Source organism: Cryobacterium sp. SO1, from assembly GCF_004210215.2.
Classification (GTDB): domain Bacteria; phylum Actinomycetota; class Actinomycetes; order Actinomycetales; family Microbacteriaceae; genus Cryobacterium.
Window position 1 is genome coordinate 854,583 of sequence record NZ_CP067394.1, and the last position, 24,301, is coordinate 878,883.

Genomic DNA, 24,301 nt, shown 5'->3' on the forward strand with positions numbered 1-24,301 from the left:
GCACAGGAATAGTCTGTAACAATGGCTCAGATCGACTATCGCACTCTTGGCAACTCCGGGCTCGTCGTTTCGACGATCGGGCTGGGCTGCAACAACTTCGGCCGGAACGGCACCAGCACCGAATCCCAGGCCGGCACGTCCCTGGTGATCGATGCGGCCATCGACACCGGCGTCACCCTCTTCGACACCGCCGACATCTACGGCGCCGAGCGGGGACTCAGCGAGACCCTGATGGGCCACGCCCTGCGCGGCAAGCGCGACCAGATCGTGCTCGCCACCAAATTCGGCATGGACATGGCCGGCGCGAACGGCCCCGATTGGGACGCCCGCGGCTCCCGCCGATACATCCGCCTGGCCGTCGAAGCGTCGCTCACCCGGCTGCAGACCGACTGGATCGACCTGTACCAGCTGCACCGGCCGGACGCCAACACGCCCATCGAGGAAACCCTGGACACCCTGGACGACCTCATCCGGGAGGGCAAGATCCGCTATATCGGCCACTCGAACCTGGCCGGCTGGCAGATCGCGGAGGCCGAATTCACGGCCAGGATCGGCCACCATCCGGCGTTCATCTCGGCGCAGAACGAGTACAGCCTGCTCGTGCGCGAGGCCGAGGAAGAGGTGCTGCCGGCCGTGAACGCCTACGGACTGGGCTTCCTGCCGTTCTTCCCGCTTTACAACGGCCTGTTCACCGGCAAGTTCAGCCGCGACGGCGGCCCGGCCGACAGCCGCATCATGACGATCCGCCGGCACTTGCTCGACGACGCCCCCTGGGACACCATCGAGCGCTACCAGCAGTTCTGCGACGACCGCGGTGTGAGCATGCTCGCTGCCACACTCGCCTGGCTCCTGGCTCAGCCCGGGCTCACCAGCGTCATCGCCGGCGCCACCAAACCGGAACAGATCGTGCAGAACGCCCAGGCCGCCACCACCTGGCAGCCCACCGCCGACGACGTCGCCTACATCTCGGCCCTGTTCGCCTGATGCTCTGGACACTGCTTGTACGCTACCTCCGGCCGCACTGGCGGCTGCTCGTGGCCGTCGTCGTCTTCCAGCTGGCGCAGTCGGTCGCGTCCCTGTACCTGCCGTCGCTGAATGCCGACATCATCGACGAGGGCGTGGCCACCGGCGACACCGGCTACATCCTCCGCGTCGGCGGCCTGATGCTGCTGATCACCCTCGGCCAGATCGTCTGCGCCATCATCGCCGTCTACTTCGGCGCCAAGGCGGCCATGGCCCTCGGCCGTGACCTGCGCGGAGCGGTCTTCACCCGGGTGGGGGAGTTCTCCGAACAGGAGGTCAGCCGGTTCGGGGCCCCGTCGCTGATCACCCGGTCCACCAACGATGTGCAACAGGTGCAGATGCTGGTGCTGACCACCTGCACCCTGCTGGTCTCCGCGCCGATCCTGTGCATCGGCGGCATCATCATGGCCATGCGACAGGACCTCGAACTGTCCTGGCTGATCGCCGTGAGCGTGCCCGTGCTCCTCGTGGCCGTCGGGCTGATCATCGTGCGCATGGTGCCGCTGTTCCGGGTGATGCAGGTGCGTATCGACACCGTCAACCGGGTGCTGCGCGAGCAGCTCACCGGCATCCGCGTGATTCGCGCCTTCGTGCGCGAAGACGTGGAGACCCGCCGCTTCGGCCAGGCCAATACCGACGTCACCCAGACGGCCCTGCAGGCCGGCCGGCTGATGGCGCTGATGTTCCCGGTGGTGATGCTGGTGCTCAACGTCTCCAGCGTTGCCGTGATCTGGTTCGGCGCGTTCCGCATCGAGGACGGCTCGATGCAGGTGGGCACCCTGATCGCCTTCCTCAGCTACCTGATGCAGATCCTGATGGCCGTGATGATGGCCACCTTCATGGCCGTGATGATCCCGCGAGCCACGGTCTCGGCCGACCGGATCGGTGAGGTGCTCGACACCGCGTCCAGCGTGCGCCCGCCGGTGAACCCGGTGAACGCGACACACGGCCAAGGCGAGTTGGAGCTTCGGGGTGTGAGCTTCGCCTACCCCGGTGCCGAACAGCCCGTGCTCAGCGAGATCAGCTTCGTGGCCAGGCCCGGCTTCACCACCGCCATCATCGGCAGCACCGGGTCGGGCAAGACCACCCTGGTCAATCTGATGCCGAGACTGTTCGACGCCACCAGCGGCACCGTGCTCTTCGGCGGCGTCGATGTGCGCGAACTGAACCCCGACCTGCTCTGGGGCCACATCGGCCTGGTGCCGCAGAAGCCGTACCTGTTCTCCGGCACCGTGCGCAGCAATCTGCTCTACGGCAAGCCGGATGCCACCGAGCCGGAGATCTGGCAGGCGCTGGAGACCGCCCAGGCCCGCGACTTCGTCGAGCGGCTCGACGGCGGCCTCGACGCGCCCATCTCCCAGGGTGGCACCAACGTCTCCGGCGGGCAGCGGCAACGCCTCGCGATCGCCAGGGCGCTGGTGAAACGGCCCGAGCTGTACATCTTCGACGACTCGTTCTCGGCCCTCGACCTCGCCACGGATGCCCGGTTGCGGGCGGCCCTCGCCGCCGACGTCTCCGAGGCGACCATGATTATCGTGGCCCAGCGGGTGTCCACGATCATCGACGCCGACCAGATCCTCGTCGTCGAAGACGGCCGGATCGTGGCCAGCGGAACACACGAGGAGCTTCTGGAATCCTCGACCACGTATCAGGAGATTGCGGCATCCCAGCTGGCAGCGGAGGCCACCTCATGAGCGAGCGCACCGACGACGACGTGAAGGTTCCCGCCAGGCCCCCGCGCGGCGGCGGTCCGTTCGGCGGCATGAACATGCCGGCCGAGAAGGCCATGAACTTCGGTCCGAGCGCCAAACGTCTGATCGGCACGCTGCGCCCCGAGCGGGTGTGGCTGGCCCTTGTGCTGGTGCTCGCGGTGATCAGCGTGACGTTCTCGGTGATCGGCCCGCGGCTGCTCGGCGAGGGCACCAACCTGATCTTCTCCGGCGTCGTGTCGAAAACCCTGCCGGCCGGGGCCACCCAGGCCGAGGTGATCGCGGGCCTCAAGGCATCCGGCAATACCGCGCAGGCCGACATGCTCAGTGCGATGACCCTCACCCCGGGCCTCGGCATCGACTTCGCGGCGCTGTCTGCCGTGCTGTTCTGGGTGCTGGCGCTGTACATCCTGGCCTCGGTGTTCAGCTGGCTGCAGGCCCTGGTGCTCAACGCCGTCGTGCAGCGCACCGTTTACCGGCTGCGTGAGGAGATCGAGGCGAAGATCAACCGGCTGCCGCTGGGCTACTTCGACACCGTCAAGCGCGGCGAACTGCTCAGCCGGGTGACCAACGACGTCGACAACATCTCGCAGAGCCTGCAGCAGTCGCTCAGCCAGGTGGTCACGTCCCTGCTCACCGTCATCGGCGTCATCGTGATGATGCTGTTGCTCTCGCCGTTGCTCGCCGTGATCGCGCTGGTCACCGTGCCGCTGACCCTGGTGACCACGGTCATGATCGCCAAGCGGTCGCAGAAGCTCTTCGTGGCGCAGTGGGCGCACACCGGGGAGCTCAACGGCCAGATCGAGGAGACCTTCTCCGGGCACGCCCTGGTGAAGGTCTTCGGCCGGCAGAAGGAAGTGGAGCAGCGCTTCGCGGCCAAGAACGACGAACTCTACGAGGCGAGCTTCGGCGCCCAGTTCGTGAGCGGCATGATCATGCCCGCGATGACGTTCATCGGCAACCTCGTCTACGTGGCCATCGCCGTCGTCGGCGGGTTGCAGGTGGCCTCAGGGGCCATGCAGCTCGGTGACGTGCAGGCGTTCATCCAGTACTCCAGGCAGTTCACCCAGCCGCTGGCGCAGCTGGGCTCGATGGCCAACCTGTTGCAGTCCGGCGTCGCCAGCGCCGAGCGGGTCTTCGAGCTGCTGGATGCCGACGAGCAGAGCCCGGACGCGGACCCGGCCGACACGCCCGCCGAGACCCACGGCCGGCTGGTGTTCGAGGACGTGTCGTTCGGCTACAGCCCGGACAAGCCGCTGATCGAGGGGCTGAACCTGGTGGCCGAACCCGGCCAGACCGTGGCGATCGTCGGACCGACCGGGGCCGGCAAGACCACCTTGGTGAATCTGATGATGCGCTTCTACGAGCTCGACCGGGGCCGGATCACCCTGGACGGCGTCGACATCTCGACGATGACCCGAAACGACCTGCGCGGCCGGATGGGCATGGTGCTGCAGGACACCTGGCTCTTCGGCGGCAGCATCCGCGACAACATCGCCTACGGCCGGCCGGACGCCACCGAGGAGCAGATCCTGGAGGCCGCGCAGGCCACCTATGTGGACCGGTTCGTGCACTCGTTGCCGGACGGCTACGACACGGTGCTCGACGACGAGGGCGGCAACGTCAGCGCGGGCGAGAAGCAGCTGCTGACCATCGCTCGGGCGTTCCTGGCCCGGCCGAGCGTGCTGATCCTCGACGAGGCCACCAGCTCCGTCGACACCCGCACCGAGGTGCTCGTGCAGCACGCCATGAAGGCGCTTCGCGCCGACCGCACCAGCTTCGTCATCGCGCACCGCCTGTCGACGATCCGGGATGCCGACCTGATCCTGGTGATGGAGGCCGGCAAGATCGTCGAGCAGGGCAGCCACACCGAGCTGCTCCTGTCCGACGGCGCCTACCGAGCCCTCTACGACTCCCAATTCGCCGCCGCGATCGAGTAACCCCCCTCCTCTCGCGAACTGTGAGAAAAGCCCCACAAACGTCACGTTTGTGGGGCTTTTCTCACAGTTCGCGAGTTATTTGGCGGGCCAGACCGGGAGGACGGCGCGGCCGGCGGTGGAGTTGTAGACCACGGCGAAGGAGCCGTACCAGGCCAGCAGCGCGGTGAGGATGCCGAACCAGCCGCCGAGCTGGTGGATCGCGGTGATGCCGGTGTACGCGCCGATCGCGAGCAGGGCGAAGGTGATCGACAGCGCGACGAAGACGATGAAGATCGACCCGTTGGTGTTCTTGGCGGCGACGGTCATGTACACCGTGAAGATCGTCCAGGCGAGCAAGAACGTGCCCATGCCGGCGGCACCGGCCGCCACGTTGCCGCCGGTGCTCTCCAAGTACCAGAAGGCCAGCCAGAACGCGCCGAACGAGGTGAACGCCGTTGCACCGAAGGTGTTGCCGTTGCGCAGCTCCCAGATGCCGGCGATGACCTGGGCGCTTCCGCCGTAGAACAGGGCGAGGCCGAGCACGGCGACACTGGAGGGCACGATGCCGGTGTTGGACATGCTGAGCACGAAGGTGGTGAGCGCGAAAGCGCCCAGGCCCAGGGCGCCTGGATCGGCGAGAGCCTTGTGGGACGCGGCAGCGGGGGCTGCAGAAGCGGGTGCGGGGGGTGCTGTCACGGCGGCCACGGAGACCTCCGGATTAGTCGTATTGATTTGATTCATTTGTTCTGAGATTATCAGCCCGGCCGAGCGCGTCCTGGCGCGTTGTGCACAGGCGGCCGGCCCGCCGAGTTCTGCACAGTTCGGTCGGCGCCCGGTCGTTCGGGCCGGTTGAGGCGCACAGTCGGCGCATGGAAAAGACAATCGTGAAGACCCCGACTCCCCAGGATTTCCTCGCCCTCGTGCCCCAGCTCGTGGGCTTCCTTCCCGCCCAGAGTGTGGTGCTCGTCGCCTTCCGCGGCAACCGCACCTGCGGCGCCCTCCGGTTCAACCTGCCCGAGCCCGGCGCCGGCCCGCAGGAACTGCGGCGCATCGCCGGAGCCCTGCTCGGCACCCTGTGCAAGATCCCCGGCGTCGACGCCCTCGTGCCGGTGGCCTACACCGACGAGTCGATCGGCGACGACCCTACCGATGACATCGCCGACCTGCCCCAGGGCGCTTTCCTGCGGGCGATCCTCACCCGGGCCGGCCAGTCCGGCTTTCTCGTGCGGGACGCGCTCTGTGTGGCCGCTGACGGCTGGGTGTCGTACCTGGCCGCCGCGCCCGCCACGGGCAGGCCCCGTTCCGCGCGGCTCAAGCATCCGCTCAGCGAGATCGCGGATTCCACCGTGAACGAGGGCATTCCCCGCGATGCCCGCCGGGAACTCGGCCGGCTGCATACCGGCGCAGAGCTGCCCAGGGTGGACCTGGGCACCCGGGAACGCTTCGCCAGGCGGCTGGCCCGTTACCAGAGGCTCGGCCCCGACATGGGGCCGATCCCCGAGCTCATCGAAATGGTCGGCGACATGCTCGACCCGGTGGGCACCGCCGAGACCGCGCTCGGCGTGAACCCCGCCGAGCTCACCATCGACGAGGCCGCTGCGCTGCTGTTCCTGATGCAGGGCCCAGCCACCCGGGACCAGATGATGTTGCAGTTCGCCTTCGGTGAGGCGGAGGGCCGTCGCAGCCTGGCCCTGAACCGGCACTATGCGCAGCGGCAGCGCGAGACCGGTCTCAGTATGGACGAGGTCGTCGAAGCCGACATGGCCGCCGGCCTGGCCCTGCAGGAGACCTCACCGACCACCGGTGATCTGATGCTCGGCATGAGCCTGGACCGGCCGGACCCGGAGCGGATCGAGCGGGGCATCCGGCTGCTCAAACTGCTCGTGGCGATGGCACCCCGCACGGCCAGGCCGGCACCGCTGTGCATGCTGGCCTGGCTGAGCTGGGCGCTCGGCCAGGGGTCGGTCGCCGGTATCTACCTCGACACGGCCGTCGACATCGACGCCGGCTACCCGATGGCGCTGCTGTTGCTGCAGATGATCGGCAGCGGGCACCTGCCCGAGTGGGCGTTCGCGGTGCCCGACGACGCAACCATCGTGCCGTGACGCGGTTGGGCAGGCCGGGGCCCGTGCGCCGCGCACGGTGCCGCCGACCGGCTACAGATGCTTCGGGGCCTCCGACAGCACGCCGTACAGGATGTCGCCGATCTCCCGGATCTCCGCCGGGCCGATGGTCAGCGGCGGCGCGAGCTGCACGACAGGGTCGCCCCGGTCATCCGCCCGGCAGTACAGCCCGGCGTCGAAAAGCGCACCGGACAGGTAGCCGCGCAGCAACCGCTCGGACTCGTCGTGGTTGAAGGTCTCCTTGGTGTTCTTGTCCTTGACCAGCTCGATGCCGAAGAAGTAGCCGTCGCCGCGCACGTCACCCACGATCGGCAGCGCGAGCAGCTTCTCCAGCTCGGCCCTGAAAACCGGCGAGTTCTGCCGCACGTTCTCGTTGAGCTTCTCCTCGTCGAAGATGTCGAGGTTGGCCAGCGCCACCGCCGCGGACACAGGATGGCCGCCGAAGGTGTAGCCGTGATAGAACGCCGTGTCGCCGTGTTTGAACGGCTCATAGATGCGGTCGCTGATGATGGTCGCGCCGATCGGCGAGTAGCCGCTGGTCATGCCCTTGGCGCAGGTGATCATGTCGGGCTCGATGCCGAAGGTGGTCGACGCGAACATGTTGCCGATCCGGCCGAACGCTGTGATCACCTCGTCGGCCACCAACAGCACGTCGTACGTGTCGCAGATCTCGCGCACCCGGCTGAAGTAGCCGGGCGGCGGAGGGAAGCAGCCCCCGGAGTTCTGCACGGGCTCCAGGAACACCGCGGCCACGGTCTCCGGTCCCTCGAACTGGATCATCTCCTCGATGCGGTTCGCCGCCCACAGGCCGAACGCCTCGACATCGTCGCCGTGCCCTGAGCCCATCTCGTCGGCCCGGTAAAAATTGGTGTTGGGCACCCTGAAGCCGCCAGGGGTGACCGGCTCGAACATTTCCTTGAGCGCGGGGATGCCCGTGATCGCCAGGGCGCCCTGGGTGGTGCCGTGATAGGCGACGGAGCGGGAGATCACCTTGTGCTTGGTGGGGCGGCCCTGCAGCTTCCAGTAGTACTTGGCAAGCTTGAACGCCGTCTCGACGGCCTCGCCTCCGCCGGTGGAGAAGAACACCCGGTTCAAGTCGCCCGGCGCGTGCTCGGCCAAACGGTCGGCGAGCTCGATGGCGCTCGGGTGCGCGTACGACCAGAGCGGGAAGAACGCGAGCTCCTCCGCCTGCTTCGCGGCGGCCTGGGCGAGTCTCTTGCGGCCGTGCCCGGCGTTCACCACGAACAGCCCGCTCAGGCCGTCGATATACTTCTTGCCGGTGGAGTCCCAGATGTGGTGGCCGAGTCCCTTGGTGATCACCGGCACGCCGGCACCGGATTCCAGCACGGACTGACGGGCGAAGTGCATCCAGAGGTGGTCCTTGGCCTTCTGCTGCAGGTCGGCGTTCTCGGCGTCGCTGTAGACGCGCGGGCCGGTGGTGGACGTTGTGGGCTCTGTCATGGTCATCTCGGTTACCGTGTTCCCCAGTTGTACAACTGTTTGTGAAGCTTGAGGTAGACGAACGTCTCGGTTGAGGCGACCCCCTCAAGCGCGCGGATCTGTGAATTGAGCAGTGCGATCAGTTCGTCGTCGTCCTCGCAGACGACTTCGGCCAGGATGTCGAAGGAACCCGCGGTGAGTACGACATAGTCGACGGCCGGGATCTGGGCGAGCTGGTCGGCCAGAATACGGGTGTCGCCGGTGGCGCGGATGCCGATCATGGCCTGCCGGTAGAAGCCCAGCTGCATCGGGTCGGTCACCGCGACCACCTGCATGACCCCGGCCTCGGTGAGCTTCTGCACCCGTTGGCGCACCGCGGCTTCGCTCAAGCCGACGGCTTTGCCGATCTCGGCGTAGGACCGTCGACCGTCGACCTGCAGCTGCTCGATGATCTTCTTGGACACATCATCCAGTTGGGCGGGTCGGCCCGCGTTACCGCGTCCATTGCTACTCATCACCCGATTGTGACAGCCAGAATGCCATGCGGCAAGCGAATCAGTCGTGAAACAGGAGTTTCACAACGGATCCCATGGCTTGACGGTGGTTTGACAGATGCCGGGCGGCTAGGCTGACGCGCATGAGCGCGCTATGCAACTTCATCAACGGCGACCACGTCGAGTCCACCTCAGCGACCACCATCGACCTCATCGACCCGGCCACGGAGCAGAGTTACGGCACCAGCCCGGTGTCGACCGCGGCCGATGTCGATTCCGCCTATCGAGCCGCCGCGGCCGCGTTCGAGGGCTGGGGCGAATCCACCCCGGCCGAACGCCAGCTGGCCCTGTTCCGCATCGCCGACGCCGTCGAGGCACGCGCCGAGGAGTTCGCCGACGCGGAGTCCCGCGACACCGGCAAGCCGCGCAGCACGCTCGTCGACGACGAGATCCTGATGTCGGTCGATCAGATCCGTTTCTTCGCCGGTGCCGCCAGGGTGCTCGAGGGCAGGAGCGGTGGCGAGTACCTGAAGGACCATACCTCCTTCATCCGTCGCGAACCCATCGGCGTCGTCGGTCAGGTGACCCCGTGGAACTATCCCTTGAACATGGCCGTCTGGAAGTTCGCACCGGCGCTCGCGGCCGGCAACACCACTGTGCTCAAGCCCTCCGACACTACCCCGAGCGCGACCCTGCTGCTGGCGGAGGTGGCCGCGGAGTTCCTGCCGCCCGGGGTGCTCAACGTGGTGATGGGGGACCGCAGCACCGGGGCCGCGATGATCGCCCACGCCACCCCGCAGCTGGTCTCGATCACGGGTTCGGTGCGCGCGGGCATGGAGGTGGCCAAGGCCGCAGCGACCGACCTCAAGCGGGTGCACCTCGAGCTTGGCGGCAAGGCGCCGGTGATCGTCTTCGACGACGCCGACATCGAGCAGGCCGTCGCGGGCATCAGCGCGGCGGGCTTCTTCAACGCCGGCCAGGACTGCACCGCCGCCACCCGGGTTCTCGTTCAGGAGGGCATCCACGATGAGTTCGTGGCGGCGCTCGCCGCATACGCGGCCCGGAACGCTCGAACCGGCCCGCCGAACGAGGAAGGCATCCTGTTCGGCCCGGTGAACAACCAGAACCAGCTGGCCCAGGTGACCGGTTTCATCGACCGACTGCCCGACCACGCCGTACTCGAGCTCGGCGGACACCGGCAGGGCAGCACCGGCTACTTCCACGAGGCCACCGTGGTCAGCGGCCTGCGGCAGGCCGACGAGGCCGTGCAGCGGGAGATCTTCGGCCCGGTCATCACCGTTCAGCGCTTCGCCGACGAGGCCCAGGCCCTGACCTGGGCCAACGACGTGCAGTACGGGCTGGCTTCATCGGTGTGGACCACGAACCACGGGCGGGCCATGCGAATGGCCAAACGGCTCGATTTCGGCTGCGTGTGGATCAACACCCACATCCCGATCGTCGCCGAGATGCCGCACGGCGGGTTCAAGCACTCCGGTTACGGCAAAGACCTGTCGATGTACGGGTTCGAGGATTACACCCGGATCAAGCACGTGATGAGCTACATCGGCTGAACCGGGTCTAGCATCGAAGGAACAGGGAGGCAGATGCAACTGGGTCGGGTCGGCAGCGAGACCGCGCCGCTGGAGAACGCCGAATGGACCTTCGTGGTGGGCCGGGGGTTCCTGGCCGTGTTGCCGGCGACCACCGGGGCCCCCGTCGTGGCGGCCCTGCACGCACTGGCCGCCGACACCGTCGTGGCGCTGGAGACCCTCGTGGCACTGATCCCGCTGGGCGGGCCGGGCGACGCTGACTCGTTCGCCGTCATAGTGCCCGGCACCCCTCGTGACGGCGACGATGACGGCATCCCGGTGCACGCCGTCGTGCGCGGTGCCATCGCCGTCGACGTCTTCTCAATCGGGGGATCCCGCCGGTTCACCGACCGCAACATCCGGCCCTGGCTGCTGGCCGAGTTCCAGGCCGTGACCGGGCTCGTCGTCGGGTCACCGCTGGCAGCCGTCGCCGGCGCCGACAGGCTCGCGGACGGCCGCGTGCTCGGCACCGGCATCGACAGCGGTGACACCCTGTTCTGGTCGGTCACCGGGCAGCCCGTCGACGCCGCCGACACTGTGCTGCGCCCCAGGCGGATCGTGGACGACACCGTTGTGCTCGATCGAAGGATGCTGCAGAATCTGGCCCCGGCCGCGCCGGCCGCAGAGGCCTCCGTGGAACCTGCCCCCGAGACCCTCGAGGCCGCCCTCGAGGACACCCTCGCCGCACCGAGCCGGTACCGGTTCCGGCTGGCCACCGGCGAGGACCTGCTGCTGGACAGGGTGTACCGGATCGGGCGCAGCCCCCGGCCACGGCGCATCCAGGCTGGCGAGGTGGTGGAACTGGTCGAGGTGACGTCAGCGGCGGCTATCGTGTCGGCCAGCCACCTCGAAATCCGTCAGGACGGCGATGCCGTCGTCGTCACCGACCTCGGCTCCACGAACGGCACCCTGGTTCATTTTGCCCTCGGTCGCACCCAACGGCTACGCTCCGGTGCGTCCCTCACGGTGCTGCCCGGTACGACGGTGGACATCGGGGACGGTAACCTGATCGAGATCCTGCTAGCGGACTGACCATCGTCTGCTGCTGCTGCCGCACGTTCGTATTCGGAAGGCACCACCCGTGACCCAGATAGGTCAAGGCTCACCCAGCCACACGATCGCGCTCCCCGCGGTGAAGAAATCCGTCACCCTGGCCTGGGCCGCGATCACCGACGTTGGTCACCGCCGCGAAGTCAATGAAGACAGCTTGGTAACCCAATCACCCGTGTTCGCGGTGGCGGACGGCATGGGCGGCCACTCCGCCGGTGACGTCGCCAGCAAGGCGGTGGTGACCCGGCTCGCCGAGCTCGGCACCAACACACCGACAACGGCCGAGGCGATCAACGTCGCCCTCGCCCAGGCCGTGGAGGACATGAAGGCCGGCGAAGGCGTCACCGATCTGGGCACCGGCACCACCGTTACCGGCGTGGCGGTGGCGATCGTCTCGGATGCGCCGCAATTCATCGCCTACAACATCGGCGACTCGCGGGTCTACCAGCTCACCTCCGGGGTGTTGGAACAGGTGACCGTCGACCATTCCGTGGTGCAGGAGCTTGTCGACGCCGGCCGGATCACTCGTGAGGAAGCCGATGTGCATCCGCACGGAAACGTGATCACCCGGGCCGTCGGATTCCACGAACCACCCGTGCCCGACTACCGGGTCCTGCCGCTGACGCCGGGCCTGCGCATCCTGGTCTGCTCTGACGGGCTCACCAAGGAGCTGACGGCGTACGGGATCCGGCACTTTCTGATGTCGAACCCCAATGCTGAGGACGCCGTAGCGGCGCTGGTGACCGCGGCGCTGGAGAACGGCGGCCGTGACAACGTGACCGCGATCGTGCTGGATGTGCTGAGCGTCGACGATCTTGACGTGGCCGACGACGGTACCGAGGACTGACGCTCAGCAGCCCTAGAATTGGGCAGGATCGTCGATACCCGTGAAAGCGATCTCTACCTGTGGTTTGGCAGGCATTCAGGCAGGTAATCCGGTTCCTTTTCCGACCGGGCGAGACATTACACGGGAGGCGCCATGGCGGTACGACTGCCGTCGACGCCCCCGGCCCTGCCCGGATTCTCCTACCTGAGGCCGCTGGGCTCCGGCGGTTTCGCCGACGTGTTCCTCTACGAACAGAACCTGCCACGGCGCCAGGTGGCCATCAAGGTACTGCTCGCCGCGGTGGTGAGCGACCCGGTTCGGCGCCTCTTCCAGGCCGAAGCGAACCTGATGGCGCAGTTGTCCGCGCACCCGTCGGTGCTCACGGTCTTCCAGGCCGGGGTGTCCGCCGACGGCCGCCCGTACCTCGTGATGGAGTACTGCTCCAACGCCCTCGACCAGCGCTACCGGTCCGGACGCCTGCCGGTCTCCGAGCTGCTCCGGATCGGGGTGACAATCGCCAGTGCCGTGGAGACCGCCCATCGGGCCGGCGTGCTGCACCGTGACATCAAGCCGTCGAACATCCTGATCACCGCCTACGGCCATCCGGTTCTGGCCGACTTCGGCATCGCCGCCACCCTCGGTGAGGCAGAGGAATCCGACCAGGTCGGACTCTCGATCCCGTGGTCGGCCCCCGAGGTGCTGTTCGACGAGAGCCCCGGCTCGGTGGCCGCGGAGGTCTGGTCGCTCGGGGCGACCCTGTACACGCTGTTGGCCGGCCGGTCACCGTTCGAACTGCCCGGCGAACAAAACAGCCCCGCCCAGCTGATGGCCCGCATCCAGAAAACGGCCCTGCCGGCCATCGGACGGCCCGACGTGCCGGAGCGGCTGGAGCTGCTGCTGGCCCGGGCCCTCTCCAAACGACCCGACCGTCGCCAGGCCAGTGCGCTCGACCTGATCCGGGAGCTTCAGGCCGTCGAGGCCGAGCTCGGGCTCGCCCAGACCCCGGTCGAGCTCGCGACGGCCGAGTGGGAGGCCCAAACGGCCGTGGACGCCGCCGACCGCACCCGCATCAACGGCGTGGTCACCGTGGCGGCCCAGCCGGCGCGCCGGCAGCGCCGGGAGCCGGGCGCCGACCGCACCCGAACGGACCGCACCCGCACCGTTCGCACCAGAACCGACCGCACCAGCGCCGACCGCACCACTGCCGACCGAACTACTACCGACCGGCCCGGCACGGTCCGGCGCCGCCGCACTCTTGCGGCTGTCACGGCCGGCGGTCTGCTCGTGGTCGGGCTCGCCGTCGTTGCCGGCGCCCTCCTGGTCGGTCCGGCCCTCACCGGCGCTCCGGCGAGCATCGGGACCGCCACGATCCCCAGAGTCAGTGACGTTGCCGGCCGGGCCGGCGACGGCACCGTGGTGTTCAGCTGGGCCGACCCGGGCGTCACCGTCGAAGACAGCTACCTCGTCAGCCTGAGCAGCGGCGAAAGCAGCGTTCAGCGCGGCACCGAGTTCATCGTGCAGACCGGCAACACCACGGACACCCCGGTCTGCATCACGGTGAGCGTCAGCCGTGACGGTCGCACCGGCGCCGCGAGCACCGAGAAGTGCGTCGACCCGGCCCCGGGAACACCGTGATCCGCCGCTGGCTGGCCACACGCCGTTCCGTCTTCGCCTCCATCACCGGCGGAACCCTGGTCACCGCACTCGTGGTCACCGTCGCGGTGGTCTCCGGCGGCTACACCACCCAGAAGATCGATCTGGGCGACGCCGCCGTCTGGGTGGGCAGCGAAACCCGGCAGCTGGTGGGCCGGGTCAACACCGAGCTCGCCGAGCTGAACACCGTCGTCCCGGTCGAATCCGGGCGCACCGCGGTGGTGCAGGACGGCAGCACGGTGCTCGTGGTCGACGGCGGCAACGGCACCCTCGACATCCTCGACCCGGCCACTGCCACGCTCACCGACAGCGTGGCGCTGCCACCGGATGCCCCCGAGGTGCGATTGGCGGGCGGCCTCGCAGCGATCTCGGCCGACGGTGACCTCTGGACGGCGGACACCGCCGACCTGGCCGCCTTCGACAGCACCGTGGACCCTGCCCTCGCGCTGGGCGCCGGCACCCTGTTCAGCCTCGATGCCGCCGGCGTGCTGTTCGCGTTCACCCCGGCCACTAAGGCTCTTGTGCGTATCGACCCGGAGCGCCCCGGCACCGTGGCCGAGACGGCGAGCGTGCCGGCCGGGGAGCCCACCGACGGCTACCAGCTCAGCCAGGTGAACGGCAGCTGGGCCCTGCTGAACACGACCACCGGCATCCTGCACCTGCCCGACCGGGCCGTCGACCTCTCGGCAGGCCTGACCGAGCTGCCCCGCCTGCAGGAGCCGGCGGTGTCCGGCGACAGGGTGCTGATCGCCCACAGCACCGGACTGCTCGGTGTGCCCCTGGACGGCGGCGCGCCCACCGAACTGCTCGCCGGCGACGCTGCCGCCGGCGCCCCTGCCGCGCCCAGCCAGAACGGGCGCTGTGCCTACGCGGCCTGGGCGGACGGCACCGCCTGGCAGGCCTGCGGCATCGGCTCGCCGGCCGGAAGCACCGCAACCCTCGCCGGCGTCGCAGGCGACGCCCGCCTGGAGTACCGGCAGAACGGCACCCGGCTGCTGCTCAACGACGCCCACAACGGCACCGCCTGGAACGTGCAGCAGGGCAACGAACTCATCGACAACTGGGACGACCTCATCGACCCGGTCTCCGACCAGCAGGAGACGACGACAAGCACCGACGACACCCCGCCGGACTACGAGGACACCCAGGTGCCTCCGGTCGCGATCGACGACGAGTTCGGTGCCCGCCCCGGTCGCACGGTCACCCTGCCGGTGCTGCTGAACGACTACGACCCGAACGACGATGTCCTGGTGATCGACTCGGCCGACCTGCCGCCGGCCGGCCAGGGCCGGATCGACCTGGTCTCTAGCAACCAGCAACTGCAGCTCACCCTCACCCCGGAGGCCGCGGGCAGCTTCAGCTTCGGCTATTCGCTCAGCGACGGCCGCGGCGGCACGGCGGACGCCACCGTCACCGTCACGATCCGCAGTCCGGACGAGAATGCCGCCCCACAACAGGTTCGCCAGACCCGCGCCATCGTCGCGGCTGGCGGCAGCGTCGAGTCTCAGGTGCTCGGCGACTGGATCGACCCGGACGGCGACCCGTTCTACCTCACCATCGCCACGGCCGCGGCACCGGACACCGCCACGTCCACCCCGGCCGGCGCCGTGCTGTTCACGGATGCCGGCGACGGCGGGGACACCGCCCAGGTGGGCCTCACCGTCTCGGACGGCAGCCTCACCGGAACCGGCACCCTGGACATCACGGTGCGACAGGCTGGCAGTGTGCCCATCGTCGCCGACGGTTTCGCCGTGCGCACCACGGTCGGCAGGGAGGTCACCGTCGCGCCGCTGGAGCATTCCCGCGGCGGCACCGGGCCGCTCCGCCTGGGCGCCGTGCCCGACAAGCCCGGCGTGAGGATCGCGGCAGACTTCACCGGCGGAACCTTCAGGTTCTCCAGCGACGCCGTCGGTGTGCACTACCTGGACTACGCGGTGACCGACGGGGCGAGCACCGTGACCGGGCGGATCCGGGTCGACGTAGACCCAGCCCCCGACAGCCCGGGCCGGCCCATCACGGTGCCGCACACGGCCTTCCTGCGCTCCCAGCAGCCCACCGTCATCGACGTGCTCGCCACCGACATCGATCCGGCCGGGGGAGTGCTTCTGGTCACCGGAAGCTCCAACGTGCCCGCCGGCAGCGGACTGACCGTCGAGATCCTCGACCAGCACCTCATCAGGGTCACCCTGACCCGGCCGTTGGAGTCGGGCACCACCAGCTTCGACTACACGGTGAGCAACGGGCTGGCCTCGGCCACCGGGACCGTCACGGTGATCCAGATCCCCGCGGCGACCACCAGGCAACCGCCCGTCGCGGCACCGGATTCGGTGTCGGTACGGGTCGGCGACACCATCGACATCCCGGTGCTCGCCAACGACGAACACCCGGACGGTGACCCGCTCACCCTGGACCCGGTCCTGTCGACCCCGCTGCCCGCCGGCGCCGGACTGCTCTTCGCCTCCGGCCGGGTGCTGCGTTACCTCGCGCCGGCCGGCACCGGAAACTTCACCGCCGTCTACAGGGTGAACGCCCCGGACGGCCAGTTCGCCAACGCCGAGGTGCACATCTCGGTGCGGGAGACCGACGCCGCCACGAACAACCCGCCGCTGCCGCCGACGGTGACCGCCCGGGTACTGGCGGGGGACACCGTGCGCATCCAGATCCCCCTCACCGGGATCGACCCTGACGGTGACTCCGTGCAGCTGCTCGGCCAGGAGACCAACCCCGACAAGGGCACCGTCACCGCCGTCGACGCCGACTCGCTCAGCTACCGGGCCGGCGACTACTCAGCGGGCACCGACACCTTCACCTACGCCGTCATCGACGCCCTCGGCGCCCGCGCCACCGGCACAGTGCGGGTAGGCATCAGCCCCCGCCCCGACGGCGCCCGCAACCCCGTCGCCGTACCCGACGAAGTGACGGTCCGGCCCGGATCGAGAGTATCGGTGCGGGTGCTCGGCAACGACTCCGACCCCGACGGCGGCACGCTGAACATCACCGCGGTCGAGGCGACCGGTGCCGGCGGTGCCGGCGACGGCGGATCCGGTCCCGCCGTGATCGACGGCAACGTGATCGTGGTGCGCGCCCCGAACGCCGCCGGCCGGTACGGCTTCGTCTACGAGATCCAGAACGAGCGAGGCGGCACCGGTTCGGCCTTCCTCACCGTTGTCGTGGCCGCCGACGCACCCCTGGCCCGCCCGGAGGCCGCCGACACCCGGCTGAGACTCTCGGACGTACTCGGCCGGAAAACCGTCGACGTTGACGTCCTCGCCAGGGTGTTCTTCGCCGAAGGGTCGGCGACGGCGTTGACCCTGGCCGTGCTGCCCGGTTACGACGGCACCGCGACCGTCACCGATTCCGCCCGCATCCGTGTCACCGTCACCAAGACCAGCCAGATCATCCCGTTCAGCGTCACCCACCCCCGCGACCCCGAGATCGTCGGATACGCCTTCGTGTGGGTGCCGGGAACCGACGACGCCCTCCCGCAACTACGGGCCGGCGCCGCCAAGCTCGTCGTGGCCAGTGAGGCCACCCTCGACATCGACATCAACGACTACGTCGTGGCCGTCGGCGACAAAACCGTGCAACTCACCGACCGCAATACCGTGCGGGCCACCCACGCCAACGGCGCCGAGCTCGCAACGGGAGCCAGAACCCTCGCCTTCACCAGCGCGGACCAATACTTCGGGCCCGCGTCGATCTCGTTCGAGGTGACCGACGGCGCAAACGCGACCGACCCTGCCGGACGCACCGCCACGATCGTGCTGCCGATCACCGTGACCCCGCGGGAGAATCAGCCGCCCGCCTTCGACGGGGCGGTGATCGACTTCGAACCCGGCCAGAGCAAGGTCATCGACCTGGCCAAGCTCACCTCTTACCCGTACCCTGAGGACCGCGACGAACTCGCCTTCACCGTGCTGGACCCGCTGCCGACCGGGTTCGGGCAGACGCTGAACGGCAGTCTGCTCACCGTGAACGCGCTCGAGGGCACACCGAAGGGCAGCACCAGCTCGCTGACCATCGGGGTGCGCGATGACCTCAGCACCGGTAAGGCGGGGCGCATCGAACTGCGCGTCGTGGCCTCCACCAGACCCCTCGCCCTGCCGGCAACGGATGCGGCCATCGTGCCCCGCGGGAGCAGCACGGTCATCGATGTGCTCGCCAACGACGGCGCCACCAACCCGTTCCCCGCCGTCGCCCTACGGGTGCTCGCGGTCCGCGGGCTCGACGCGGCAGGGCTGCCCGCCGGGGTGTCGATCACGCCCAGCGCCGACAGCAGCCGGCTCACCGTGCGGGTGTCCGCCGACGCGCAGCCCACCGACACCACCCTGCAATACCAGGTGGCCGATGCCACCAACGACCCCGACCGGTACACCTGGGGCACCGTGCGCGTGTCGGTGCAGGACGTTCCCGACGCCGTCACCGGGCTGCGCGCCACGGGCTTCGCCGACGGCCGGATCACCGTTGCCTTCAACCCCGGCGCCGCCAACAACTCGCCGCTCACCGGCTACCAGCTGACCCTCTCCGACGCCGCCTCCGGCCGCCCGCTCGGCAGCACGGTGTGCGCGGCCACCTCCTGCACCCTCGCCACCCCGGGGAACGGCCAGGACAACGCCGTGCGAGTGAGCGTCGCCGCGCAGAACGGCATCGGCACGGCGACGGCCGCGACCTTCGCCGCGCCGGTCTGGTCCGACGTGATCCCCACGGCGCCGACCGGGTTGACCGCAGTCCCCGACGACGGCGCCCTGCTGCTCGGCTGGGACGTCGTCCAACCGGCGGGCGGCGGCACCGGCATCCGTGGTTACCAGGTGAGCGTGGGCGGGGTCGCGCAACGCGAAGTAAGTGCCACCGGTTCGGCCTGCGGCGCCGCCCGGTGCACCCTGCGGGTGGACGGCCTGGCCAACGGGTCCAGCGTGGGGTACACGGTCAGCGCCCGCAACGACGCCTACCCCGCCCTGTCGACCTGGAACTCCGCCGCCGCCGCCGGAACACCGTACGGCGCGGCGCAGGCCGGCGGGATCACGGCCACGGCGACCAACGCCAGCGGCGCCGTCACGGTGAGTTGGGACGGCTTCGCCGACCGCGGTGACGCCATCGGGGGCTACTTCGTGCAGCGGATCAACGGCGGCTCCGTACCCACCGGCGCGCAGGCCTGTTCGGTGTCGACACCCGCACCCGGCACCCTCACCGCACCGGCCGTCGGCGGGGTGGTGCTCGACCAGAAGACCGTCCCGGCCGGCGGCCGCAGCGTCGTTTTCGACGGTCTGCTCGCCGACGACGGCAGTTACTCCTTCGTGGTCTGGGGCTACAACCGGGCCGGCTGCGCGGCGACCGCGGTGACCACGGTCCTGGTGCGCCCGGCGCCCGGCGCGATCAGCCAGGTGCAGGGCGCGATGGAGCAGCGGGGTGAGACCTGGGACTACCACCTCACCGGTGTGGGCCCGTCTGCCGGCGTCGATCACTACAACATCCGGGCCGCCGACGGCTCCGGCTCGGTGCAGCGTTTCGGCAGCAGCGCCTGGCCCCGGGAGCTGCTCGGACTGCCGTTCGGTTCTGCCGTCGCGTTCCAATTGCAGGCGTGCACGGTCTGGGGCTCCTGCGGCCCCTGGTCGGGCACCACCACCGCGCCGGAGCCATCCGTCAGTTTCACCGTGACCGGTCTGGCCTACGACGGCGCTGCCGGGCGGTTCTCCTGGACCGACGCACCCCGTAACGGGTCCCTCCCGGCGACCTTCGTGTGCTCGGTCGCCGGCCAGGCCGTGACCCCCGCCGACAGCGCGACCACCTGCACCCTGCCCGGCCCGCTGCCCGGCTCCGGCACCGTGCTGCTCACCGTCACGGTGAACGAGCGCACCTTCGACTACTCCCGCCCGATCCCGACGAAAGCGATCACCCCATGACACTGACTCCCGATCGCGTGAGCCCCGGTCAGCCCGGCGCGCGACGCGACGCCGACCTGATGAGCATCGAGGAGGCCGGCCAGTTCGCGACCCTGTTCGACCGGCTGGTGCGCGGCGTCGAGGAGGTCGTCCTCGGCAAACAGCACGTGATCAGGTTGGCGTTCACCGCCCTGTTCAGCGAGGGACACCTGCTCCTGGAGGATGTGCCAGGCACCGGGAAGACCTCGCTGGCCCGCGCCATCGCGCAGAGCGTGCGCGGCACCAACAACCGGGTGCAATTCACCCCTGACCTGCTGCCTGGCGACATCACCGGTGTGAGCATCTTCGACCAGCGCACCGCGACCTTCGAATTCCACCGCGGGCCGGTGTTCGCCAACATCGTGCTGGCCGATGAGATCAACCGGGCCAGCCCCAAGACCCAGGCGGCGCTGCTGGAGGTCATGGAGGAGGGCCAGGTCACCGCCGACGGCGTCACCCACAAGGTCGCCGGCCCGTTCATGGTGATCGCCACCCAGAACCCGATCGAGCAGGCCGGCACCTACCGGCTGCCGGAGGCCCAACTGGACCGGTTCCTGATGAAGACGTCGATCGGATACCCGGACCAGGCCGCCACTGTGCGGATCCTGGAGGGCGCCGGCCGGCGGGCCCACGACAGCCGGGTGGCGCCGGTGCTCTCGGCCGAGTCCGTCGTCGAAGTGGCCGCGCTGGCCCGGACAGTGTTCGTCGACGCGACCATCAACGACTACGTCGCACGGCTCGTGGATGCCACCCGCAACAGCCCCGAGGTGCGCCTGGGCGCCAGCGTGCGCGGCGCCCTCGCCCTCATCCGCACGGCCAAGACCTTTGCGGCGTCCCAGGGCCGGCACTACGTCACCCCCGACGACGTGAAGGCCCTCGCCGAACCCGTGCTGGCACACCGGCTGCTGCTGGACGCCGAAGCCGAATTCGACGGGGTCACCGCCTCGAGCGTGATCGGCCGGATCCTGGTCGAGACGCCGCCACCGCGGAGCGGACAGGACCAGCGGGCGGATGTCCTCTAGACGACCCCGGCTGCTCCAAGCGGTGACACCGCTCGGCTGGAGCGTGGCCGGATGCGCAGCCGCGCTGCTCGGCGCCGGCTACGGTCTGGGCTGGGCCGAACTGACCGCGATCGGCTGGGCCGCCGCCGTCCTGGTGCTCGGCGCGCTCGCGCACCTGTTCGGCCGGAGCGCCCATGACATCACGTTGAGCCTGCCCGTCGACAGGGTCGTCGCGGGGGAGCGGGTGCCCGGCCAGGTCGACGTGCGGAACCGGACGGGCCGCCGCCTGGCCGCCGTGACCGTCCAGGTGCCGGTGGGCGCCGGGCTGGCCGAGTTCCCGATGCCGTCGCTGGCCGCGCACAGCGGAATCGACGAGGTGTTCGTCGTGCCCACCGCACGCCGGGGCATCATCCCGATCGGGCCGGTGCACACGGTACGGGCCGATCCGGTGGGGCTGGTGCGCCTGGAGACCGTGCTCACCCAGCAGGTCGAGCTGTATGTGCACCCGCGCACCATCGCCATCCCGAGCATGAGCCAGGGTTTCGTGCGTGACCTCGAGGGGCAACCCACCCGCGACCTCACCGCCAGCGACGTGGCGTTCCACGCGCTGCGCGAGTATCAGAGCGGTGACGAGAGGCGCAGCATCCATTGGAAGAGCACCGCCAAGACCGGCCGGCTGATGGTGCGCCAGTACGAGCAGACCCGGCGCAGCCACCTGCTGGTGGCCCTGAGCCTGGCGTCGGGCGACTTCGCTGACGAGGAGGAATTCGAGCTCGCCGTGAGCGCGGCCGGCTCCCTGGGTGTCCGCGCGATCCGCGATGCGCGCACGGTGTCGGTGCTGACGAGCGCCGGCCCGCTGAACACCCTCACCGGCACCCGGCTGTTGGACGGGTTGAGTGGCGTGGAGCTGGCACCCGGCGTCACCGACCTGCGCGCACTGTCCAGGCAGGCCGCCGCGGGGGTCGCCGGGCTGTCCGTGGTCTTCCTGCTCTGCGGGTCGTCAACACCGTTGGCCGCACTGCGCGCGTCGGCGGCGGGATTCCCGCTCGGGGTCGAGGTCGTCGCCGTCATCTGCGACCCGGGCGCCCGGCCGGGCCTCCGCCGGGCCGGCGGCCTGAGCCTCGTCACCATCGGCTTCCTCGACGACCTGCAGCAGACCCTGGCGAGGGGGGCCGCGGCATGAGCGGGCGCTTCGTCCTCGGCAACACCGTCGCGGTGCTGGCAGCCACCGGCGTGGCCGCCGCTGCCCTGTGGCCCGTCTACCAGACCGGCGCCTTCGTGCTTCTCGTCGTCGTCGCCGCGGTGGTCGGCTGCGGCATCGCCATCCTCGGCGCCTGGCGCCGCTGGCCGGCCTGGCTGGTTGGTGTCTGCACGATCGCCGGCTACCTCCTCATCGGTGTTCCGCTGGCCGTGCCCGGGCGGGCCCTGTACGGTTTTCTGCCGAGCCTGACCGGTTTGGCCGAGCTGGTGCCGGCCACCGCGCTCGGCTGGAAGCAACTCGTGACCATCGTGTTGCCTGTCGGCTCCTACCAGGCCCTGTTGGTGCCCGCGCTGATCCTGGTGCTGCTCAGCACGGTCATCGGGCTCTCGGTGGCCCTCCGCTGTCGGGCGGCGGAGGCGGCCCTGCTGGGGCCGGTGCTGCTCTTCGTGGCCGGCATCGCGCTCGGCCCCAGCCAGGCCAGGACGCCCACCCTGCTCGGCCTGGCGCTGTTCACCCTGCTGGTGATCTGGCTGCTGTGGCTGAACCTGGAGCGCCGCCGCGGTCGGCTGCTGGTGGCACCCACGTCGGCGCGGATGCCGGCGGCCGACCGGCGGATGGGGGCGGCCAGGGCGGTCGTCGTCGCAGCCCTGGCGCTCACGGTGGCGATCCTGGCCGGCACCGTCGCTGCCGTCGCCTTGCCGCCGACCGCCAGTCGCGATGTGCTGCGCACCAGGGTGCAGGCACCGTTCGACGCCCGGGCCTATCCCAGCCCGCTCGCAGCGTTCCGCAACTATCTGCAGCCGGACCGTGCCGACGTCGTTCTCTTCGATGTCGAGGGCCTGCCGGCCGGCGGACGCATCCGGTTGGCGACCCTCGATGACTACAACGGGGTGGTGTACGCGGTCGGCAGCGCGGATGCCGCGGCGGCCGGACCGGACTCCGGCACCTTCACCCGGCTGCCCTACCGGCTCGATCAAAGCGCGGTGCGCGGCGACGAGGTCACCCTGACCGTCTCGATCCGCGAATACGACGGCGTCTGGGTGCCGGGCATCGGCGCCCTGGAGCGGATCGAGTTCACCGGCGACGGCGCAGCCGCCCGCCGGGAGTCGTTCGTGTACAACGACCTCGGCGGCACCGCCGCGGTGTTGACCGGCCTCGAGAACGGCGACAGCTACACCAGCACCGCCGTCGTGCCGGCGCCGGCCGGCGACCTGGCCGACGCAGTGCCCGGGCCCGCTGTGCTGCCGGCCGTCACCGTGCTGCCGGACGGCCTCGCCGACACCCTGGCCGGCGTCGTCCGCCCCGGCGATTCGGCAGGTCAGAACCTGCAGAACATGCTCGACTTCCTCACCTCAACTGGCTACGTCAGCCACGGCACCGCCGGGGAACCGGTCAGCCGGTCCGGGCACGGCGCCGACCGCCTCGACGAACTCCTCGACGACCAGCCGATGCTCGGCGATGCCGAACAGTATGCGGTCACGGCGGCCCTGATGGCCCGGCAGCTCGGCTTCCCCGCCCGGGTGGTGATGGGTTTCCTGCCCGCCGCCGACAACGGCGCGGCCCGGGTGACCGGCGCGGACGTTTCGGCGTGGATCGAGGTGCAGACCCAGGCCGACGGCTGGGTGGCGCTGGACCCCAACCCGCCGGTGCGGGACATCCCGGTCAGCCAACCCGACGACCCAGCCCCCATCGCCCGCCCGCAGACCGTGCTGCCCCCGCCGGCGCCGGAGACCGCCGAGCAGCCCGAGCCCAGCCAACCGGAGAGCCAGACCGTCGACCCGCCGGCCGCCGCCGACCCGTTCTGGGCGACTGTGCGCCTGGTGGTCACCATCACGGCCTGGTCGTTGCTCGGCCTCGGCCTCCTGGCCGCACCGTTCTTGGCCATCGTTGCCGCCAAGTGGCGGCGCCGGCGCCGGCGCCGGCTGGCAGCACGGCCGATTGAGCGCATCGTCGGCGGCTGGCGGGAATTCGCCGACAGCGTGACCGACCACGGCGTACCCGTGCCGCCCCTGGCGACCCGCACCGAGCTGGCCCGGTCCGTCGGAGGGGTGCGCGCCCTGTGGCTGGCCGGGGAGGTGGACCGGGCCGACTTCGCCCCCACCGGGGCGGCCGGGATCGACCCCGACGGTATCTGGGTATCGGTGCGGGAGCTGCAGAACAGTCTGCGCTCCGGGCTCAGCCGTCGGGACCGCCTGCGCGCGGTCATCTCGGTGCGGTCGTTCGGTCGCTACGCTAAGAGAACGGCCGAGCGGGATGGCCGCACAAAGCGCACGCTCTGGAGAGCTGGCGAGAGGACGAAGGGACCGGGTCAGTGAACTGCCAGATTTGCGGAGCACACCTTCCGGCGGGCGCGAT

General features: G+C 69.8%; 15 protein-coding genes. 12 read left to right on the forward strand and 3 right to left on the reverse strand.

The annotated features are described in order from the left end of the window. The first annotated feature begins 21 nt into the window (after positions 1-21). The 3 genes from BJQ95_RS04025 to BJQ95_RS04035 are packed head-to-tail and all read left to right on the forward strand — an operon-like array spanning position 22 to position 4,672. Positions 22-984: an aldo/keto reductase gene (locus BJQ95_RS04025; protein WP_130177874.1), complete on the forward strand. Its 963-nt coding sequence runs from the start codon at positions 22-24 to the stop codon at positions 982-984. After that, entirely contained in the window at positions 984-2,717 is a 1,734-nt protein-coding gene (locus BJQ95_RS04030; RefSeq protein ID WP_130177875.1) for an ABC transporter ATP-binding protein, read from the forward strand. The genes BJQ95_RS04025 and BJQ95_RS04030 overlap by 1 nt, the downstream gene beginning before the upstream one ends. Continuing rightward, positions 2,714-4,672, forward strand: coding sequence for an ABC transporter ATP-binding protein (locus BJQ95_RS04035; RefSeq protein WP_130177876.1), 1,959 nt, complete (start codon positions 2,714-2,716; stop codon positions 4,670-4,672). Before BJQ95_RS04030 ends, BJQ95_RS04035 begins: the two co-directional genes overlap by 4 nt. 75 nt (positions 4,673-4,747) lie before the next feature. On the opposite strand, the gene BJQ95_RS04040 is transcribed toward BJQ95_RS04035, so the two are convergent. Further along, positions 4,748-5,392: an acetate uptake transporter gene (locus BJQ95_RS04040; protein WP_205750124.1), complete on the reverse strand. Its 645-nt coding sequence runs from the start codon at positions 5,390-5,392 to the stop codon at positions 4,748-4,750. A 128-nt stretch (positions 5,393-5,520) separates the two neighbouring features. On the opposite strand from BJQ95_RS04040, the gene BJQ95_RS04045 reads away from it, so the two are divergent. Further along, positions 5,521-6,756, forward strand: a complete 1,236-nt coding sequence (locus BJQ95_RS04045; RefSeq protein ID WP_130177877.1) for a DUF4192 domain-containing protein — start codon at positions 5,521-5,523, stop codon at positions 6,754-6,756. Positions 6,757-6,807: 51 nt separating this feature from the next. Here BJQ95_RS04045 and BJQ95_RS04050 read toward each other — a convergent pair whose 3' ends face one another. Then, a complete protein-coding gene (locus BJQ95_RS04050) occupies positions 6,808-8,235 on the reverse strand; it encodes an aspartate aminotransferase family protein (protein ID WP_165384937.1) in 1,428 nt (475 codons plus the stop codon). 11 nt (positions 8,236-8,246) lie between these two features. Then, the gene (locus BJQ95_RS04055) at positions 8,247-8,729 is read right to left on the reverse strand and encodes an Lrp/AsnC family transcriptional regulator (protein ID WP_130177879.1); all 483 of its coding nucleotides are present in this window, start codon (positions 8,727-8,729) and stop codon (positions 8,247-8,249) included. 122 nt (positions 8,730-8,851) lie between these two features. Between BJQ95_RS04055 and BJQ95_RS04060 the strand changes: the two genes are divergently transcribed. From BJQ95_RS04060 to BJQ95_RS04095, 8 genes are all read left to right on the forward strand, one after another. After that, entirely contained in the window at positions 8,852-10,279 is a 1,428-nt protein-coding gene (locus BJQ95_RS04060) for a gamma-aminobutyraldehyde dehydrogenase (RefSeq protein ID WP_130177880.1), read from the forward strand. A 33-nt stretch (positions 10,280-10,312) separates the two neighbouring features. Then, complete coding sequence (locus BJQ95_RS04065; RefSeq protein ID WP_130177881.1) at positions 10,313-11,329, forward strand: FHA domain-containing protein; 1,017 nt, start codon at positions 10,313-10,315, stop codon at positions 11,327-11,329. 49 nt (positions 11,330-11,378) lie between these two features. Beyond that, positions 11,379-12,194 (forward strand): PP2C family serine/threonine-protein phosphatase, encoded by an 816-nt coding sequence (locus BJQ95_RS04070; protein WP_130177882.1) that lies wholly within the window; start codon positions 11,379-11,381, stop codon positions 12,192-12,194. Between the two features lie 132 nt (positions 12,195-12,326). Next, positions 12,327-13,808 (forward strand): serine/threonine-protein kinase, encoded by a 1,482-nt coding sequence (locus tag BJQ95_RS04075; protein ID WP_130177883.1) that lies wholly within the window; start codon positions 12,327-12,329, stop codon positions 13,806-13,808. Continuing rightward, positions 13,805-19,726 carry an Ig-like domain-containing protein gene (locus BJQ95_RS04080; RefSeq protein ID WP_256041518.1) on the forward strand — a complete coding sequence of 1,974 codons (5,922 nt, stop codon included), beginning with the start codon at positions 13,805-13,807 and terminating at the stop codon, positions 19,724-19,726. Before BJQ95_RS04075 ends, BJQ95_RS04080 begins: the two co-directional genes overlap by 4 nt. Before the next feature lie 59 nt (positions 19,727-19,785). Beyond that, on the forward strand, positions 19,786-20,766 hold the full coding sequence (locus tag BJQ95_RS04085) for a MoxR family ATPase (protein WP_130177593.1): 981 nt from the start codon (positions 19,786-19,788) through the stop codon (positions 20,764-20,766). After that, on the forward strand, positions 20,756-21,928 hold the full coding sequence (locus BJQ95_RS04090; protein ID WP_130177591.1) for a DUF58 domain-containing protein: 1,173 nt from the start codon (positions 20,756-20,758) through the stop codon (positions 21,926-21,928). The genes BJQ95_RS04085 and BJQ95_RS04090 overlap by 11 nt, the downstream gene beginning before the upstream one ends. After that, complete coding sequence (locus BJQ95_RS04095) at positions 21,925-24,261, forward strand: transglutaminase domain-containing protein (protein ID WP_256041519.1); 2,337 nt, start codon at positions 21,925-21,927, stop codon at positions 24,259-24,261. The genes BJQ95_RS04090 and BJQ95_RS04095 overlap by 4 nt, the downstream gene beginning before the upstream one ends. Positions 24,262-24,301: the final 40 nt, after the last annotated feature.

What these genes read in the sequence shown, in the direction of transcription:
- BJQ95_RS04025 (WP_130177874.1), top strand. Translation starts at nt 22, where the DNA reads ATGGCTCAGATCGACTATCGCACTCTTGGCAACTCCGGGCTCGTCGTT.
- BJQ95_RS04030 (WP_130177875.1), top strand. Translation starts at nt 984, where the DNA reads ATGCTCTGGACACTGCTTGTACGCTACCTCCGGCCGCACTGGCGGCTG.
- BJQ95_RS04035 (WP_130177876.1), top strand. Translation starts at nt 2,714, where the DNA reads ATGAGCGAGCGCACCGACGACGACGTGAAGGTTCCCGCCAGGCCCCCG.
- BJQ95_RS04040 (WP_205750124.1), bottom strand. Translation starts at nt 5,392, where the DNA reads ATGAATCAAATCAATACGACTAATCCGGAGGTCTCCGTGGCCGCCGTG.
- BJQ95_RS04045 (WP_130177877.1), top strand. Translation starts at nt 5,521, where the DNA reads ATGGAAAAGACAATCGTGAAGACCCCGACTCCCCAGGATTTCCTCGCC.
- BJQ95_RS04050 (WP_165384937.1), bottom strand. Translation starts at nt 8,235, where the DNA reads ATGACAGAGCCCACAACGTCCACCACCGGCCCGCGCGTCTACAGCGAC.
- BJQ95_RS04055 (WP_130177879.1), bottom strand. Translation starts at nt 8,729, where the DNA reads ATGAGTAGCAATGGACGCGGTAACGCGGGCCGACCCGCCCAACTGGAT.
- BJQ95_RS04060 (WP_130177880.1), top strand. Translation starts at nt 8,852, where the DNA reads ATGAGCGCGCTATGCAACTTCATCAACGGCGACCACGTCGAGTCCACC.
- BJQ95_RS04065 (WP_130177881.1), top strand. Translation starts at nt 10,313, where the DNA reads ATGCAACTGGGTCGGGTCGGCAGCGAGACCGCGCCGCTGGAGAACGCC.
- BJQ95_RS04075 (WP_130177883.1), top strand. Translation starts at nt 12,327, where the DNA reads ATGGCGGTACGACTGCCGTCGACGCCCCCGGCCCTGCCCGGATTCTCC.
- BJQ95_RS04085 (WP_130177593.1), top strand. Translation starts at nt 19,786, where the DNA reads ATGAGCATCGAGGAGGCCGGCCAGTTCGCGACCCTGTTCGACCGGCTG.
- BJQ95_RS04090 (WP_130177591.1), top strand. Translation starts at nt 20,756, where the DNA reads ATGTCCTCTAGACGACCCCGGCTGCTCCAAGCGGTGACACCGCTCGGC.
- BJQ95_RS04095 (WP_256041519.1), top strand. Translation starts at nt 21,925, where the DNA reads ATGAGCGGGCGCTTCGTCCTCGGCAACACCGTCGCGGTGCTGGCAGCC.